This window comes from Duganella violaceipulchra, assembly GCF_019166075.1.
Lineage (GTDB): Bacteria > Pseudomonadota > Gammaproteobacteria > Burkholderiales > Burkholderiaceae_D > Rugamonas > Rugamonas violaceipulchra.
On the sequence record NZ_JAHTGR010000002.1, the window covers coordinates 466,893 to 482,950 of the forward strand.

The window sequence follows — 16,058 nt, forward strand, 5'->3', positions numbered from 1 at the left end:
TTTGCATGTAGAGTCCCAAGAAAACACTGATTTGATCCCCGCTCATGATTAATCACAAATTAGATCGCCTCGTCACGGAACGCCTGGTACTCCGAGTTCCCACGATCGAAGACAGCGCCGGCGTTCTCGCTTATCGCCTGTCCAATCGCGCCCATTTGCATGCGTGGGAGCCTGAACGGTCGGAGCAGTTCTATACCTTGCAGGCAGTCGAAAGCCGGCTGCGCAAGATGGCAAGCGAAGTCGCAGAAAAATCGGCGCTTTACTGGCTGGTACTGGCGGCGGGCAGCGCTGAAGTGATCGGCGAGTGCAGTTTCACGAATATCATCCAGGGCCCTTTTCAGGCTTGCCATTTGGGATTTTCCCTCGGCAGCGGTCATCAGGGTCGCGGCTACATGCGCGAAGCCCTGGAAGCGGCTATTCCCCATGCCTTCGAGACGCATGGCTTGCATCGCATCATGGCCAATTTTCAGCCGAACAACCAGCGAAGCGAGAAACTGTTGTCCGGGCTGGGATTCGAGCGCGAAGGATTGGCAAAGGAATATTTGAAAATCAACGGCCAGTGGGCTGACCACGTGCTGACTTCCCTGCTCAATCCGGCGCGGGAAACGGCGGCCTGAACTGGCCTGCCGGGGTCAGGACGCTGCGCGCACCGCAGCCTCGATCTTGGCCACATCGATCTTGCGCATCTCCATCATCGCCTCGAACGCGCGCTTGGCCACGTCGCCGCCCTTGGCCATGGCGTCGGTCAGCACGCGCGGCGTGATCTGCCACGACAGGCCCCATTTGTCCTTGCACCAGCCGCAGGCGTTTTCCGCGCCGCCGTTGTTGACGATGGCGTTCCAATAGCGGTCGGTTTCGGCCTGGTCGTCGGTGGCGATCTGGAAGGAAAACGCTTCGCTGTGTTTGAAGGTTTTTCCGCCATTCAGGCCGATGCACGGGATGCCGCAGACCGTGAACTCGACTGTCAAAACGCTATCCGCCTTCCCACCCGGGAAATCGGACGGCGCGCGATGCACCGCGCCGACTTTGCTGTCCGGGAAAGTGCGGGCGTAGAAGTGGGCGGCTTCTTCCGCGTCATGGTCGTACCACAGGCAAAGCGTGTTCTTGTTCATCGTCATCCTCCTTGAAATGGTTGGCCGACATAGTCTACCTCCGCCTTCTTGCGGGGCGGCGCCAGCTTGCAGTTTGGCCATCGGGCATTTGCAAGTTATTTGTGGGTCGGACAAGATTAACGTTCTTCCAGCGGTCACCGATACTCCATCGGCGGCGCTTCAACTACAGGAAGAAAGCATCATGTCAGTCACCAGCACATACACCTTCATACAGGGCTACTTCAACGGCATCTTTATCTGCCAGAACGCCGTTAGCGCCGCCGACCAATTGTTCACCGAGTCGCCTCCGGGCAGCGTCGTGTCCGTCGTCCACCGTCCCAGCGGCGAAATCGTGGTCGATCTCGGCAAGCTGATTAATACCAACGCCAATGTCGGCATGGTCGCCAATCAGTTGATCGCCGCCGGCGCCTCGCTCACCAGCGGCCTGCGCGTACAGGGCACGCCGTGGATCGGCGTTCCCTACTTTATCCAGTCGCCGGCCGCGCACAAGCCTTTCGATATGCTGGCCAAGGTCAATTTCGATTTCCATATCGAGACCCCGTGGGCTTGCACCGATATCGACGGCACCATCTCGGTGTTCCTGTTCGTCTTCCTCGACAGCCAGAAGCACCTGCACGTGACGGTCGATGGCACCTGGTTCTCGTTCGAGGGCGGTTTGCCTTTCTGCGCCGGTCCCGCTTCCGACGCGCTGAAAGCGGCCATGCCGGCGGTGCGCAAGCAGGTGCAGAACCTGCTGCCGCAACTGACGTCGGCCATCGCCAACGTCAAGTTCTCCCAGGCTTACTACTTGCCCGGCAATGGCACCAAGGCCGCCGGCACCTTCGTACAAAACGCCAGCGTCGATACCGCGCTCGGCTTGCTCCCAGCTTAAAAGGAAAATGAAAATGGATAAGGATCAAAAACTGGTCAACGACATCTCCGCGCTGCTGCGCGAAGCGGGCTACACCGGCCTGACCGTGCAAAACGACCAGCACGGAACGTTGTTCAACGCTACCCGCGATCATGGCGGCGTGGTGCTGCGGGTGTCGCCGGACATGCAGAAAGTCACGCGCCGCACCGAAGCCGGCGCGGCGGAAGCGCACAACGTGCGGCTGGACGTGCACGAGGTGCCGGCGATGGAAGGCGTGGAGCAGCAGATACGCGCCAACCCCGAACTGGCCAAGGCGATGGGCATTCCGGCCCAGCATCTGAAGTACATCATGTAGTTTGCGTCGGTCCGGCCTTGCCCGCGAAGTGGGCGGGGCCCGACTGCGCGGCGCCGGCCAGCAGCTGCTGCGCCAGCGCTTCGATCTCCGGCGCCACCGGCGCGCCCAGCGCGCTCAACGCCATGCGCTGATAGCGGCGGTAGACCGACAGTCCCGCTTCGAAGGCCGCGCCGTCCAGATGGATGCGCATCAGGTTCGCGCTCAGCGTCTTGCAGTACTGGTCGGCCTCCAGCGCCCGCTCCAGCAGTTGCGTGGCGGCGCCGCTGTTGCCGGCATGGGCCAGCTGGCGTCCGGCGTCGCCCAGTGCGCGCGCCAGTTTGCCGCGCCATAGTTCGCGCCGCGCCAACAGCCACGGCGCGCTTTCCCCGTGCAGTAATTCTCCCCGATACAGCGACAGCACTTGCGCGGCGGTCGTCAGCAGCGCGGCTTCGTGCGATGCCGGAGCCGCATCGCCGGTCGTGGCCCATTCCTGCGTCAGCGTTTGCAGGCGTGGCAGCAGCCGTTCCAGCGCCGCGGTATCGCTCCAGCATTGCTGCGGCGCCAGCGACAGCGTTCCCTGTTCCAGCAGGATGCAGCCCGCGCCCAGCGTCGCCCTCAGACGGGACAGCGTGGTTTCCAGCGCATGGCGCGCGGTGTCGCCGTCGGCGTCCGGCCATAGCAATTCCGCGGCGCGCTCCAGCGATATGCTCGATGGTGCGTGGGCCGCGATCAGTTTCAGGATGTCGAGCTGGCGGTGCTTGGACTTGCCTTGCGAGCGCAATGGTTCGCCGGCGATGCGCAGTTCGAAGCCGCCGAAGCTGCGCACCTGTACCGGCCACGGCCAGTTGTCGCCGGCGTCTTCCGGCGGCGCCAGGCGCCAGGCGCGCACCAGCATGTTGGCCGCGCCGGGAATGATGCCGGCCGCCAGCGCGTGCGCGCACAGCGGTTGCAGGATGTGCGGCGTGGCGAAGGTCAGGTAGCCGCCGCCCTGCGAGGCGATGTGGTTCAGCGCGCGGCGCAACTTGTCCTGCGCCAGCAGCAGCTGCGCCGGGTGCGCGCGTTGCAGTTGCGGCAGCGCTTGCGCCTTGCCGTCGGCGCCGGTGATGAATAGCCAGGCCTCCAACAAGTCGGCCAGGGTGGCCGCCAGCGGCGAGTTGTAGTCGCGACCATGCTGGCGCAGCACGACGGTTTCGGCGGCGCAGCGGTCGCGGTCCAGCAGCGTCCAGGCGACGCAGCTGGCGGCCTGCGCGTAGATCTCGTACGGCACGCTGCCGAAGCGCAGCGCCGCTTCATGCGCCAGGCGGGCGTAGGCCAGCGCGCCATGGCCGTCGCCGCGGCAGCTGGCCAGCCAGGTTTGCGTCAGCTGCAGATGGGCCACCAGGTTGTGGTGTTGCGGCGGCGTTTGCGCCGCCACCTCGGCGGTGGCGGTGGCGGCTTTGTCGAGTTCTCCGCGCAGCAGGCAGGCGGCCGCGTACAGCAGCACGTAGTGCGCGTCCATGATGCGGATGCCGCTGCTTTCCGAACTGGCGCGGCAGGCGGTGAAGACGGCGTCGAAGCGCGCGTGGTCCATGGCGGCCAGCGCGTCGTACAGCTGTACAAGGTGCGACAGGTAGCGTGCATACGGCGGCAGCGCGGCCGCTTCCGGCAGCGCGTCGAGCAGCACGCGCACCGAGCGCACGGCGGCGTAGCGGCCGGACTGGTAGTAGTGCTGGCCCAGCATCGCGCCCAGGCGCACCTTCAGCGTGGGATCGGCCGGCTGGCGCAGCACGTCCAGCGCGCGCTGCTCCCACAGGTCCATGTCCTGGTGGCCGGGATCGGTCATGAACAAGCCGCTCCACATGCTGTGCGTCAGGTGGGCTTTCAGGTCCGGGTCGGGCAGCTGGTCGTAGTCTTCCGACGGGTCCACGTGCTGTTGCAGGAAGGCGCGCAGCGGCTGTTCTGCGGCGCCGTCGAAGAAGTAGGAGCTGATGATGGCGCTCAGCGCCAGGAAGCGGTGCATCGGTCGGTTCTGCTCCGTGAACGCCTGCAGCGCCTTGAGCAGCGCGGCGCGGGCGCGCGCGGTGTCGCTCATGAACACGGCCAGACCCAGCCAGTAGTGGTGCCACGGGCTGCGCTGCGCTTCGGGCAGGGCGTCGATCCAGCGCGCCAGCGTGGTGTGGCGGGCGCTGGCCAGCATCGCCTCGGCGCGCGATTCGATCAGGCCGGCCGCGCGTTCGGGCATGCCGTGTTCCAGTGCCAGCTTGATGGCGGTGTCGCCGCTGCCGTCGGCCAGCAGGGTGTCGATGCAGCCGGCGATCCAGGCGCGGCGCTGCGCGTCGTCGATGTGGGTGGCGGCCCACTTGCGCAGGAAGCCCTGGAACAATGGGTGCAGCGCGTATTGGCGGCCGGGGTACTCGTAGATCAGCGCTCCCTGCGCGGCCAGGCGGGCCACGATGTCGGCCGCGTGCGGCGCGCCGGACAGCGCCGCCGCCCAGGCGCCGCTGAAGTGCGGCAGCCAGCACACGGCCAGCAGCGTGGCGCGTTCCTCGTCGCTGTAGGCGCTGAACACTTCCTCGGCCAGGTAGCCGACCATCGCTTCCGACAGCACGTCCTCGGCGGCCAGCGCGGCGCCGGGGCGGCGCTTGAGCCACGAGGCCACCAGCGCGATGCCGGCGGCCCAGCCGCGGGTGAAGTTGTAGACGCTGTCGGCCACGCTGTCGGCGTGGACGATGCCCAGCACGTTGAGCAGGATTTCGGTTTCGTCGCGGCTGAAGGCCAGCGCCGCGCCGTCCAGTTCATGCATGTCGCCGTGCGCCAGCAGGCGCGCGCAGGCGGCCGGCGGCAGCGCGCGGCTCAGCACCACGACCTTGCTGGCCGGCGGCAGCTCGGTGGCCAGCGTGTCGAGGAACTGGCGGAAGAAGGGTGCGTCCTGGCAGCGGTGGGCGTCGTCCAGCACGATGCGGCTGGCCGGCGCCAGCGCCGCGCCCAGCGCGCGCACGTACAGGCGCAGGTAGCCGTGCAGCGCCGGCAGGTGTTCGCGCAGCAGCGGCGGCGGTTGCCAGCCGGGCGCCACGCCGCCGTTGGCGATCGCCTGTTCGAAATAGAGCAGGAAGCTGGCCGGGTCGATGTCCGCCTCGTCCAGTCGCAGCCACGCAACAGTGGGGCCGGCGGCCTGGCAGAATTCCAGCCCCAGGCTGGTCTTGCCGGAGCCGGCCGGCGCGGCGATCCAGGTCAGCGTGGCGGGGGAGTCGAGCATGGCCTGCACGGCGCTGTGGCGGCCGATCAGGCGGGCGACGGGACGGGAGGTCTTGGCGAGCGATGCCATGATGGCGGTTCCTTGAAGCGGACTGCGCGGGAACAACCAGTTTAATTCTGATTATGAAAAGAACAAATCTTTTATTTCCACAACTATCGTGCTGCAAGGGGCGGCCGGGCCGCCCCCTGGCCTTGCGGCTTACACCGGATCGACCTTGTTGGTCAGCGTGAAGTGCGCCTCGGCGTAGTTGTCGCCGTCGACGAACATCCACCAGGTGCCGCTCTTGTTCGGCCCGACGGTGAACGGCGCCAGGTGGCCTTCCTGGTAGTTGTCGCCGTCGGCATAGCCTTCGCCGTAGCAGCGCAGCGTGGCCTTGACCTGGATGACGTCGTGGGCCAGCAGGTCCAGCGTCAGGATCAGACGGCCCATCGCGTCGTCGGCCACCTGGTCGAACACCTTGACCACGTGGGTGTCCGACGATGGCCCCAGCTGGGCGATGTTGTAGAAGTCGCCGACGCTGTGCGGATAGGCCGCGGCGGCGAATTCATAATCGGTGGTCGCCATCCAGCCGTCGATGGTCAAGCGGCGGAACAGGTGCGAGGGCTGTTTCAGGTTGACTGTCACGCTGGCGGTCTGGTTGGCGGCCACCGTCACCGACGCCTCGCCGTGCAGCTCCTGCTTGTCGGCGGTGACCAGCACACTGCCCACCGGCACGCCGGTCAGCGTGAAGCTGCCGTCGGCGGCGCTGTGGGTGAACTGGTTCTGCGAAATCTGCACGCTGACGCCGGCCGCCGCCTTGCCGTCGAAATGCACCACGCCATGCAGCGTGCCGGTCTGCGCCACCTTCTTCCATTTGTAGATGGTCACTTCCTCGAAGCGCGCCGGCCGGTAGATCAGCGGTTCGCAGTAGCCGTACAGCGGCGCGTCGAAGAAGCACAGGTTGGCGGGGCTGACGGCGTTGGCGTCGCCGGTCTGGCGCCAGGCGTCGGAGTCCTTGGCGCCGTTGTCGACCCAGTCGGAGGCGAAGGCGTTGAGCATCTGGTTGGCGGTATCGTCGGCGGCGTCGGTCACGGCGTTGCCGGCCCAGCCGGCGCTTTCCAGCACCATCTCGTGGATCCTCGAATACAGCACTTCGCCGGCGGCGATGCGTTCGTCGGACTGGTAGACGTACAGGCCGTCCGGCGTCGACTTGACGATCTGCGCGCCGCCGGACAGGTCGCTCTGTTCCAGCATGCCGCCTTCCATCGGCACGCCGGACTGCCTGATCGACATCCACAGCAGCGACGAGCACACCGTCGGGAAGGTGTTGACGGCCCACTTGGCGCTGGCCGGCGCCTTGTCGGTCAGGCCGAGGGCGGGATTGGTGTAGCAGAAGAAGCGGTAGTGGCTCTTGCCGGCCTGCTGGGCGGCGAAATCGGCGATGCCGTGCAGCGTCTGGCGGATCTCCAGCGTTTCCTTCAGCGGATCGGGCTTGACCACCATGGCCGGCACGATCTCCGGCGCCACGCCGCCCAGGTCCATCTTCGATTCGATGGTGGAGAAGCCGGCGATCGTGTGCTTGGTGCCGGTCTCGGGATCGAACATGTCCTCGCCGTCGACCGCGTGTTCGACGGTCTGCGTGACCACGCCGGGCCACATGTATTTCAACACGTCGGGACGGGCGCCGTCGCCGTCGATGAAGGCGATCAGGCGGTCTTCCGAGGCGGTCGAGTGGGTGATCTCGTCCTGGTTGCGGGTCATGATGCCGGAGTGCGAATAGCGCTGCGGCGGCGTCACCGTCTGCAGCACGGCGGAGATCAGGCTGCCGTTGCTGGGGTTGAGGATCAAGTCGCCCTTCTTGGCGTTCATGAAGCGCGGCCGCATCTGCATCCAGCGTTTTTCCTGGGTCGGCATGCAGAACATGCCGTCGGGGATATGGTCCGGCAGGTTCCATGGATTGCATTCCTGGTCCTCGACCGGGAACGGCGGCGCCTCGTGCACGTCCATCGCGGTCAGCGCGTGCAGCGGTTGCAGCGCGCCGGCCAGCGCGGCCGGCACGCGGCTGGTGCCAACTTGCAGCGCCGACGAGGCGGCGGCCGGCAGCATGCCGTAGCTGCCCAGGTGCGCCACTTCGTCCAGCGTGATCGAGGCCGGATTGGCGACCAGCTGGCGGCTGGCCAGGTCGCTCAGCAGGGCCTGCGCGTTGGCGTTGACCAGCAGCTTTTTGCTCATGTGCTGCGGCACGTCGAAGTGGGCGCTGACGCGCACCGGCAGGCCGTTCGGCGCCGTGCCCTTGTAATGCACGCTGAAGGCGATGGCTTGCCGCGGCAGCTGCGCTTTCGGAATCGCGACGTCGATGCGGGTGCTGGCCTGGGCCTTGAGCACGATGACGCTGGCGACGGCGGGGCGCAGCTCGAATTCGCGCGGGCCGTCTTCATAGGCCAGCTCCAGCTGCATGCTGGTCAGCGTGAGGTTGCCCGCTTCGGGATTGCGCACCATGAAGCTGGCGCGGAAGCTGCCGTCGATGAATTGCGCGCTGAAGTCGCTGCTGTCCACTGGCGGCTGCAGCACGCCGCGCTGGCGCGCCAGGAAGTAGGGATTGGCCACGCTGACGCTGCGCTGGATCACGCGCGGGGCGTCGCCGGGCTGCTGCACCGTCACCTGCACGTGGAACACCGTGTGCGGCCGGTTGGGATTGAGCTGGGCGGCGAAGTCGTGCTGCAGGGTGGCGTGCGTGCTGCCCAGGGCGACCGCGCCCAGCTGCCAGTTGTAGACGGCGGCGGTGGCGCCGCCGCCGGCGTTGATGGCCACGCGCGGCTGCGTGGTTGGCAACAGGATCGGATGGCTGGCGGCGTCGCGCGCGGGGATGGTCTGCGCGCTCATCGCCGTTTTGCGTGGCATGATGGGGCCGGGTGGCACGGCCGGCGTGCGCGGCTTGATCTCGATGCGCGGACGCGGCCTGCCCTGGGTGCGGCGCTCGGGCGCGTTCTGCACCGTCAGTATCATCGTGGTCGGGTTGTGGGGGGCGCTGCGCACCGTCAGTATCGGCGGCTGCTTGCCGTCGGCGGGGAGGTTGATCTGGACCTCGGCCTTCAGCTTCTCGATGGCGCCGCGCTTGCCGGCGGTGACGTTGATGGTCTTCTTGCCGGCGCGATTCCACACCAGGTACTGCCTGGAGCCGGGCACGCCGTTGATGCAGATGTTGCCGCTTTCGTTGTTATCGTAGGACTGGCCGTTCGGCGCCTTGACTTCGACGCAGACGCTGTCGCCGATGGCGGCCACGGCAGGCGTGCAGACGACGGAACCAAGCAGCGGGGTTGGGGCGGTTGGTGCTTGCAACATGGGAACTCCTGTGGACAGTGGGAATGATGACGTCAGGCCTGTTGGCTGCAGTCCTGGTGTTCCCAGTGTCGTGTGGAGCGCCCCACAAATCGCTCACAAATACGCTAGTCCGGCTGTTTCACCACCGCGTAGCGCTCCAGCGTGCGCTTGCGCGCTTCGTCGTGCATGACGATGGGATCGGGATAGTCCAGCGGCAGCATGCGCGGCGCCAGCCACGGCGCGTGGATTTCCTTGTCGCTCAGGTCCTTGAGCTGCGGCAGGTAGCGGCGGATGAACTTGCCCGTGCTGTCGAACTTTTGCGATTGCGTGACCGGGTTGAAGATGCGGAAGTAGGGCTGGGCGTCGCAGCCCGACGAGGATGCCCACTGCCAGCCGCCGTTGTTGGAGGCCAGGTCGTAGTCGTTCAGGTGCCGCGCGAAGTAGGCCTCGCCGCGGCGCCAGTCTATGCCCAGGTCCTTGATCAGGAAGCAGGCCGTCACCATGCGCAGGCGGTTGTGCATGTAGCCGGTCTGGTTCAGCTGCGCCATCGCCGCGTCCACCAGCGGGTAGCCGGTGCGCCCTTCGCACCAGGCGGCGAACAGCTGGTCGGCCTGCAGGCCGGTTTCCCACGCGATGGCGTCGTAGGCCGGCTTGTAGGCGCCGCCGACCACGTGCGGGTGGTGGAACAGGATCATGGCGTAGAACTCGCGCCAGATCAATTCCGCCAGCCACACCGGCGCGCCTTCGCCGCCGGCGCCGCGCGCCATCAGGTCGAGCACGGTGCGCACCAGGTGCCGCACCGACAGCGTGCCGAAGCGGAAATGGATGGACAGGTAGGACGGCCCCTTGACGGCCGGATAGTCGCGCGCGTCCTTGTAGCTGGCGATGCGAGGCAGGAAGTCTTCCCACAGCTGCGCCGCGCCCGACATGCCGGTCGGGATCTTCATCCCGGCCAGGTTGCTGGGCTCGAAGCCGAGCTCGGCCAGCGTGGGCAGCGCGGCGGCCTGGGCGGGCGGCGGCGCCAGCCGCGCCGCGAGTGGTTCGACGTGATAGGGCGCCAGCACAGACGGGTCCGCCTCCAGCTTTTTCAGCCAGGCGTTCTTGTAGGGCGTAAACACCGAGAACACGCCGCCGGTCTGCGACAGCACCTCGCTCTTTTCAAACACCACCTGGTCCTTGTGGCTGAAGAACCGGCGGCCGTCGGCATGCAGCGCCTGCGCCACGGCGGCGTCGCGGGCGATGGCCTGGGGCTCGTAATCGTGGTTGCAGTAGACGGCGTCCACGCCCAGCTCGGCGGCCAGGGCCGGGATCGCGGCGGCCGGATCGGCGTGGCGCACGATCAGGTGGCCGCCCAGCTGTTGCAGCTCGGCCGCCACTTCGGCGATGCTGGCATGGATGAAGTCAACCCGCCGGTCGCGGCGCGGCAGCCCGTCCAGGATGGTGGTGTCGTAGATAAAAACGCAATACACGCGGGCGCTGTCCTGCAGGGCCTGGTGCAGGGCGACATGGTCGAAAACCCGCAAATCGCGGCGCAGCCAGACCAGGGAAGAATTCGGTTTCATTGAGTCTGTGTCAATCGGGTGAGGGAACTCAAACATGGCCGCATCCGCAATTCAGTGTAAACTATCGGTTAGACAGAGTTGCTAGCCGCGCGAATACTACAGTAATTGTCAGCAGCACAGAAAGAACACGCATATGAAGAAAAGCAAAATCGGCAAAACTCTCCCTGTACCCGGCCTGCTGCAGGAAGCCGGCGACCCCCTGGAGTCCGCTGCAAATGGGATGGCGGCGACGCTGAACCTGGCAAATCATTTCCTGATTGCAATGCCTTCCATGCAAGATCCGGTCTTTGGCGGCACCGTCGTGTACGTGTGCGAGCACAATGAAAACGGCGTGCTGGGCGTGGTCATCAACAAACCCACCGACATGACGATGGAGGTGCTGTTCGAGCGCATCGACCTCAAGCTGGAGTCCGGCGTCGACGTCGACGCCCCCATCATGTTCGGCGGCCCGGTGCAGGACGACCGTGGCTTCGTATTGCACACGCCGGGCAGCCGCTATTCGTCGTCGCTGACGGTGACCGAGGACGTGGCCTTCACCACCTCGATCGACGTGCTCGAGGCCGTGGCCGCCGGCGACGGTCCGCCGCGCATGCTGGTGTCGATCGGCTATTCGGGCTGGAGCCCGGGGCAGCTGGAAGACGAAATCAGCCGCAACGGCTGGCTGACCGTGGGCGCCGATCCGGAAATCCTGTTCAACCTGCCAATTGAAGAACGCTACACGGCCGCGATGCGCCTGCTGGGCATCGATCCGCTGATGCTGACCTCGGAGGCCGGCCATGCATAAGATGTGCATGCCGTGAATATCGAGACCATCTTCGCATTCGACTTCGGCGTCAAACGCATCGGCGTGGCCATGGGCAATACCATGATCCGCCAGGCCGAGCCCGTCAAAGTCATCGCCGCCGTCGACAACGCCACCCGCTTTGCCGATATCGCCGCGCTGCTCGATGAGTGGAAGCCGGCGCGGCTGGTGGTCGGCCTGCCCATGCATCCGGACGGCGCCGAGCACGAGATGACCGCGCGCGCGCGCAAGTTCGCCAACCAGTTGCACGGCCGCTTCAGCCTGCCGGTGGAGCTGGTCGACGAGCGCTATTCGTCGGCCGTGATTGCCGCCAAGCGCGGCGAAGTCATCGACGACCGCGCCGCCGCCATCATCCTGCAACAATATTTCGACACCCACTAAATCCCATGTCCACACTGAACCCCCACCAACTCGACGCCGAAGCGCTGTACGCGACCCTGCTGGCCGACGTCAAAGCCGGCCTGGCCGGCGTGGCCGATGTCGCCATCGTCGGCATCCACTCCGGCGGCGCCTGGATCGCCGAACGCCTGGCGGCCGACCTCGGCCTGTCCGCCCGCTGCGGCGTGCTGGACGTGTCCTTCTATCGCGACGACTACGCCAAGAAGGGCCTGCCGGCCGACGTCAAGCCGACCCACATCAGCTTCGAGGTGGCGGCCGCCAACATCCTGCTGGTGGACGACGTGCTGTACACCGGCCGCACCACCCGCGCCGCGATCAACGAGCTGTTCGACTACGGCCGCCCGGCGCGCATCATGCTCGCCGCCCTGGTCGACCGCGGCGAACGCCAGCTGCCGGTGGCGGCCGATTTCGTCGCCGCCCACGTGCAGGTGCCGCAGGGACAGGCGCTGGTGCTCAAGCGCGCCGACGATGGAAAATTCACGCTAACCATAGAATAACGCTTAGACAAAACCATATGCTTAATCCGCAACTGAATAAACACGGCGAGCTCCAGCACTTGCTGTCGATCGAAGGACTGCCGAAGTCCATCGTCAACCACATCCTGGACACCGCCTCGTCGTTCGTCGGCATCTCCGACCGCGACGTCAAGAAGGTCCCGCTGATGCGCGGCAAGTCGGTGTTCAACCTGTTCTTCGAGAACTCCACGCGCACCCGCACCACCTTCGAGATCGCCTCGAAGCGCCTGTCGGCCGACGTGATCAACCTGAACATCCAGGCCTCGTCCGCCAGCAAGGGCGAATCGCTGCTCGACACCATCGACAACCTGTCGGCCATGCACGCCGACATGTTCGTGGTGCGCCACGCGCAGTCGGGCGCGCCCTACCTGATCGCCAAGCACCTGCACGACACCAGGCAGTCGCACGTGCACGTGGTCAACGCCGGCGACGGCCGCCACGCGCACCCGACCCAGGGCCTGCTGGACATGTACACCATCCGCCACTACAAGAAGGACTTCACCAACCTGACAGTGGCCATCGTCGGCGACATCCTGCACAGCCGCGTGGCCCGTTCCGACATCCACGCGCTGACCACCTTGGGCGTGCCGGAAGTGCGCGCCATCGGCCCGCACACCCTGCTGCCTGGCGGCCTGGAGCAGATGGGCGTGCGCACCTTCACCAACATGGAAGAGGGCTTGAAGGGCGTCGACGTGATCATCATGCTGCGCCTGCAGAACGAGCGCATGAGCGGCGCGCTGCTGCCGTCGGCGCAGGAATACTTCAAGAGCTACGGCCTGACGCCGGAACGGCTGGCGCTGGCCAAGCCGGACGCGATCGTCATGCACCCGGGCCCGATGAACCGCGGCGTCGAGATCGACTCGGCGGTGGCGGACGGTCCGCAGGCGGTGATACTGCCGCAGGTGACTTTCGGGATCGCGGTACGGATGGCGGTGATGAGCATAGTGGCGGGGACGCAGGGATGAACGCAGGCATGAAACTACACATTAAAAACGGCCACCTGATCGATCCGGCCAACGGCATCGACGGCAAGAACGACCTCTACATCGCCGACGGCAAGGTGCTGGCGGTCGGCAGCGCACCTTCAGGCTTCACCGCCGACCAGACCATCGACGCCACCGGCCTGATCGTCTCGCCCGGCTTCGTCGACCTGTCGGCGCGCCTGCGCGAGCCGGGCTACGAATACAAGGCCACCTTGGAGTCGGAAATGCAGGCCGCCATGCAAGGCGGCGTGACCAGCCTGATCTGCCCGCCCGACACCGATCCGGTGCTCGACGAGCCGGGCCTGGTGGAGATGCTCAAGCACCGCGCCAAGACGCTGAACCAGGCCAATGTGCACCCGCTGGGCGCGCTGACCGTCGGCCTCAAGGGCAAGGCGCTGACCGAGATGGCCGAGCTGACCGAGGCCGGCTGCATCGGCTTCGCGCAGGCCGAGGAACCGATCGAAGACACCAACGTGCTGCTGCGCGCCATGCAGTACGCCAAGACCTTCAACTACACCGTGTGGCTGCGTCCGCAGGATGCGCACATCGGCCGCGGCGGCATCGCCGCCAGCGGCCCATTGGCTTCGCGCCTGGGCCTGTCCGGCGTGCCGGTGATGTCGGAGACCATCGCGCTGCACACGATTTTTGAACTGATGCGTTCGACCGGGGCCCGCGTGCACCTGTGCCGCATGTCGTCGGCGGCCGGCCTGGAGCTGGTGCGCAACGCCAAGAAGGAAGGCTTGCCCGTCACCTGCGACGTCGGCGCCCACCACATCCACATGACCGACGCCGACATCGGCTTCTTCGATTCGAACGCGCGCGTGACGCCGCCGTTCCGCAGCCAGCGCGACCGCGATGCTATCCGCCTGGGCCTGCTGGACGGCACCATCGACGCGTTGTGCTCGGACCACACGCCGGTCGACGACGACGAGAAGCTGCTGCCGTTCGGCGAAGCCTCGCCCGGCGCCACCGGGCTGGAGCTGCTGCTGTCGCTGGCGCTGAAATGGGCCGACGACTACGCCGCCACCCAGGACACCGGCGCGGTGCGTCCGCTGGCGCGCGCGCTGGCGCGCATCACCTCCGACGCGGCCCGCGTGGCAGGGCTGGCCGCCGGCACCCTGTCGGTCGGCGCCGCGGCCGACGTCTGCCTGTTCGACCCTGAAGCGCGCTGGACCGTGGAAGCGTCGGCGCTGGCCAGCCAGGGCAAGCACACGCCTTTCGTCGGCTACAACCTGGCCGGGCAGGTCCGCACCACCATCGTGGCAGGTCACGTCGCCTACCAACGCAGCTGATCGGTTTGCATGAAGCTTACGATGATCTTCCGCCTGGCGCGGGTGTTTCTGCATGTGCTGGTGGGCATGGCGATCTGTGCGACGGTGTTCCCATGGAGTGGGCAGGAAAAGCGTAACGGCCACATCCGCCGCTGGTCGACCCGGCTGCTGGCGATGTGCAATGTGACGGTGGAGCAGAGCGCCGGCGTGCCCTTGCTGGACCGGGCGATGGTGGTGGCCAACCACGTGTCGTGGCTGGACATCTTTGTCATCCACAGCCTGCACCCGAGCCACTTTGTGGCCAAGGCCGAGATCCGCTCGTGGCCGCTGGCCGGCTGGCTGGCGGAGAAGGCCGGCACGGTCTTCATCGCGCGCGGCAACCGGCGCGACCTGCGGCACATCTTCAAGGGACTGGTGCACAGCCTGGAGCGCGGCGAGCGCGTGGCCTTCTTCCCCGAGGGGACCACGGCGGCGCAGGGCAGCCTGCTGCCGTTCCACGCCAATCTGTTCGAGGCGGCGATCGACGCCAAGGTGCCGGTGCAGGCGATCGCCTTGTCGTACCGCGAACCGTCGGGCGGCTCGCATCCGTCGGTGGATTTTATCGGCGAGACCAGCTTCGCCGAGAGCATCATGCTGATCCTGGACGGGCCGCCGGTGAAGGCCAGGCTGACCATCTTGCCGGCCATAAGCAGCATCGGCGCGCATCGCCGCGAGCTGGCCGAGGCCACGCACCAGGCCGTCGCCGCCGCGCTGGGCGTGACGGCGGGTTCGCACTCAGCGCACTAGGCTTTTTTGCCGCCGTGTTGCTGGAATTCCGGGCACTGCACTTGCAGCAGGCTGCGGTCTTCCAAGCACACGGCGGTCAGCTGGCCGCCCCACACGCAACCGCTGTCGAGTCCGATCAAATGCGGCTTCAGCACCAGCCCCAGCGCCGACCAGTGGCCGAACACCACCGTCTCCTTGCGGCTGCGCCGGCCCGGCACCTCGAACCACGGCATCAGGCCCGAGCCTTTTTCCGCCGTGCCGCTTTCCTTCATCTTGAAATCCATCACGCCGTCGGCGTCGCAGAAGCGCAGCCGCGTCATCGCGTTGATGATGCAGCGCAGCCGGTCCGCGCCCTGCAGCTCGTCGCTCCATCGGTCGGGCAGGTTGCCGTACATCTCGGCCAGGAACTCTTCCATGCCGGCGCCGCGCAGCATCAGCTGCACCTCGCCGGCCAGCGCCATCGCCTGCGCCGCCGTCCATTGCGGCAGCAGGCCGGCGTGCACCAGCACATGGCCCTGGGTCTGGATGGCCAGCGGACGGCGCCGCAGCCAATCGATCAGCTCGTCGCGGTCGGGCGCGTGCAGGATCTCGGCCAGCGTATCGGACTTGTGCTCGGGCCGGATGCCGTAGGCCACCGCCAGCAGGTGCAGGTCATGATTGCCGAGCACGCTGTCGATGCGGCCGCCGCTGCCCATCGCCAGCGCCCGCACATGGCGCAGCGTGGCCAGCGAATCCGGGCCGCGATTGATCAGGTCGCCAGCAAACAGGATGACGGGCTCTTCTTCGCCGGCGTGCTCGCGGACGCGTTCCAGCAGCAACAAGGTCTGCTCGTGGCAGCCCTGCAAATCCCCGATTACGTAGGTTTTCATATGGATGCTCTGTGGTTCGTTGCTTTGGAATCTGAAATACCCTGAATTCAGAGCGCGGGGT

The 16,058-nt window shown here is 66.5% G+C and carries 14 protein-coding genes; 9 read left to right on the top strand and 5 right to left on the bottom strand.

The features are described from left to right. Window positions 1–44: 44 nt before the first annotated feature. Window positions 45–617, top strand: coding sequence for a GNAT family N-acetyltransferase (locus tag KVP70_RS05025; protein ID WP_217940975.1), 573 nt, complete (start codon window positions 45–47; stop codon window positions 615–617). Between the two features lie 15 nt (window positions 618–632). On the opposite strand, the gene KVP70_RS05030 is transcribed toward KVP70_RS05025, so the two are convergent. Then, window positions 633–1,112: a VOC family protein gene (locus KVP70_RS05030; protein WP_416053879.1), complete on the bottom strand. Its 480-nt coding sequence runs from the start codon at window positions 1,110–1,112 to the stop codon at window positions 633–635. 181 nt (window positions 1,113–1,293) lie between these two features. Here KVP70_RS05030 and KVP70_RS05035 point away from each other — a divergent pair, with 181 nt between their 5' ends. Then, the gene (locus tag KVP70_RS05035) at window positions 1,294–1,983 is read left to right on the top strand and encodes a hypothetical protein (RefSeq protein WP_217940977.1); all 690 of its coding nucleotides are present in this window, start codon (window positions 1,294–1,296) and stop codon (window positions 1,981–1,983) included. A gap of 13 nt (window positions 1,984–1,996) precedes the next feature. After that, the gene (locus KVP70_RS05040; RefSeq protein WP_217940978.1) at window positions 1,997–2,317 is read left to right on the top strand and encodes a hypothetical protein; all 321 of its coding nucleotides are present in this window, start codon (window positions 1,997–1,999) and stop codon (window positions 2,315–2,317) included. Here the strand turns inward: KVP70_RS05040 and KVP70_RS05045 are convergent. From KVP70_RS05045 to KVP70_RS05055, 3 genes are all read right to left on the bottom strand, one after another. Further along, a complete protein-coding gene (locus KVP70_RS05045; protein WP_217940979.1) occupies window positions 2,310–5,600 on the bottom strand; it encodes an AfsR/SARP family transcriptional regulator in 3,291 nt (1,096 codons plus the stop codon). The two genes, KVP70_RS05040 and KVP70_RS05045, sit on opposite strands and share 8 nt — an antisense overlap. 129 nt (window positions 5,601–5,729) lie before the next feature. Further along, window positions 5,730–8,852 carry a carboxypeptidase-like regulatory domain-containing protein gene (locus KVP70_RS05050; protein WP_217940980.1) on the bottom strand — a complete coding sequence of 1,041 codons (3,123 nt, stop codon included), beginning with the start codon at window positions 8,850–8,852 and terminating at the stop codon, window positions 5,730–5,732. A 104-nt stretch (window positions 8,853–8,956) separates the two neighbouring features. Further along, window positions 8,957–10,393 (bottom strand): cryptochrome/photolyase family protein, encoded by a 1,437-nt coding sequence (locus tag KVP70_RS05055; RefSeq protein WP_217940981.1) that lies wholly within the window; start codon window positions 10,391–10,393, stop codon window positions 8,957–8,959. A gap of 133 nt (window positions 10,394–10,526) precedes the next feature. On the opposite strand from KVP70_RS05055, the gene KVP70_RS05060 reads away from it, so the two are divergent. The 6 genes from KVP70_RS05060 to KVP70_RS05085 are packed head-to-tail and all read left to right on the top strand — an operon-like array spanning window position 10,527 to window position 15,149. Then, entirely contained in the window at window positions 10,527–11,177 is a 651-nt protein-coding gene (locus KVP70_RS05060) for a YqgE/AlgH family protein (protein WP_217940982.1), read from the top strand. 18 nt (window positions 11,178–11,195) lie between these two features. Next, window positions 11,196–11,576 (top strand): Holliday junction resolvase RuvX, encoded by a 381-nt coding sequence (ruvX, locus tag KVP70_RS05065; RefSeq protein ID WP_217941169.1) that lies wholly within the window; start codon window positions 11,196–11,198, stop codon window positions 11,574–11,576. Between the two features lie 5 nt (window positions 11,577–11,581). Further along, complete coding sequence (gene pyrR / locus KVP70_RS05070; RefSeq protein ID WP_217940983.1) at window positions 11,582–12,091, top strand: bifunctional pyr operon transcriptional regulator/uracil phosphoribosyltransferase PyrR; 510 nt, start codon at window positions 11,582–11,584, stop codon at window positions 12,089–12,091. A gap of 17 nt (window positions 12,092–12,108) precedes the next feature. Further along, complete coding sequence (locus KVP70_RS05075; protein ID WP_020701189.1) at window positions 12,109–13,074, top strand: aspartate carbamoyltransferase catalytic subunit; 966 nt, start codon at window positions 12,109–12,111, stop codon at window positions 13,072–13,074. Window positions 13,075–13,082: 8 nt separating this feature from the next. Further along, complete coding sequence (locus tag KVP70_RS05080; protein WP_217940984.1) at window positions 13,083–14,384, top strand: dihydroorotase; 1,302 nt, start codon at window positions 13,083–13,085, stop codon at window positions 14,382–14,384. A gap of 9 nt (window positions 14,385–14,393) precedes the next feature. After that, on the top strand, window positions 14,394–15,149 hold the full coding sequence (locus KVP70_RS05085) for a lysophospholipid acyltransferase family protein (RefSeq protein ID WP_217940985.1): 756 nt from the start codon (window positions 14,394–14,396) through the stop codon (window positions 15,147–15,149). On the opposite strand, the gene KVP70_RS05090 is transcribed toward KVP70_RS05085, so the two are convergent. Further along, complete coding sequence (locus KVP70_RS05090) at window positions 15,146–15,997, bottom strand: symmetrical bis(5'-nucleosyl)-tetraphosphatase (protein ID WP_217940986.1); 852 nt, start codon at window positions 15,995–15,997, stop codon at window positions 15,146–15,148. The genes KVP70_RS05085 and KVP70_RS05090 overlap by 4 nt on opposite strands. Window positions 15,998–16,058 lie beyond the last annotated feature (61 nt).

Coding starts and splice junctions, on each gene's coding strand:
- KVP70_RS05045 (WP_217940979.1), bottom strand. CDS start 5,600: ATGGCATCGCTCGCCAAGACCTCCCGTCCCGTCGCCCGCCTGATCGGC.
- KVP70_RS05075 (WP_020701189.1), top strand. CDS start 12,109: ATGCTTAATCCGCAACTGAATAAACACGGCGAGCTCCAGCACTTGCTG.
- KVP70_RS05055 (WP_217940981.1), bottom strand. CDS start 10,393: ATGAAACCGAATTCTTCCCTGGTCTGGCTGCGCCGCGATTTGCGGGTT.
- KVP70_RS05085 (WP_217940985.1), top strand. CDS start 14,394: ATGAAGCTTACGATGATCTTCCGCCTGGCGCGGGTGTTTCTGCATGTG.
- KVP70_RS05050 (WP_217940980.1), bottom strand. CDS start 8,852: ATGTTGCAAGCACCAACCGCCCCAACCCCGCTGCTTGGTTCCGTCGTC.
- KVP70_RS05035 (WP_217940977.1), top strand. CDS start 1,294: ATGTCAGTCACCAGCACATACACCTTCATACAGGGCTACTTCAACGGC.
- KVP70_RS05060 (WP_217940982.1), top strand. CDS start 10,527: ATGAAGAAAAGCAAAATCGGCAAAACTCTCCCTGTACCCGGCCTGCTG.
- KVP70_RS05025 (WP_217940975.1), top strand. CDS start 45: ATGATTAATCACAAATTAGATCGCCTCGTCACGGAACGCCTGGTACTC.
- KVP70_RS05040 (WP_217940978.1), top strand. CDS start 1,997: ATGGATAAGGATCAAAAACTGGTCAACGACATCTCCGCGCTGCTGCGC.
- KVP70_RS05030 (WP_416053879.1), bottom strand. CDS start 1,112: ATGAACAAGAACACGCTTTGCCTGTGGTACGACCATGACGCGGAAGAA.
- KVP70_RS05090 (WP_217940986.1), bottom strand. CDS start 15,997: ATGAAAACCTACGTAATCGGGGATTTGCAGGGCTGCCACGAGCAGACC.
- pyrR (WP_217940983.1), top strand. CDS start 11,582: ATGTCCACACTGAACCCCCACCAACTCGACGCCGAAGCGCTGTACGCG.
- KVP70_RS05080 (WP_217940984.1), top strand. CDS start 13,083: ATGAAACTACACATTAAAAACGGCCACCTGATCGATCCGGCCAACGGC.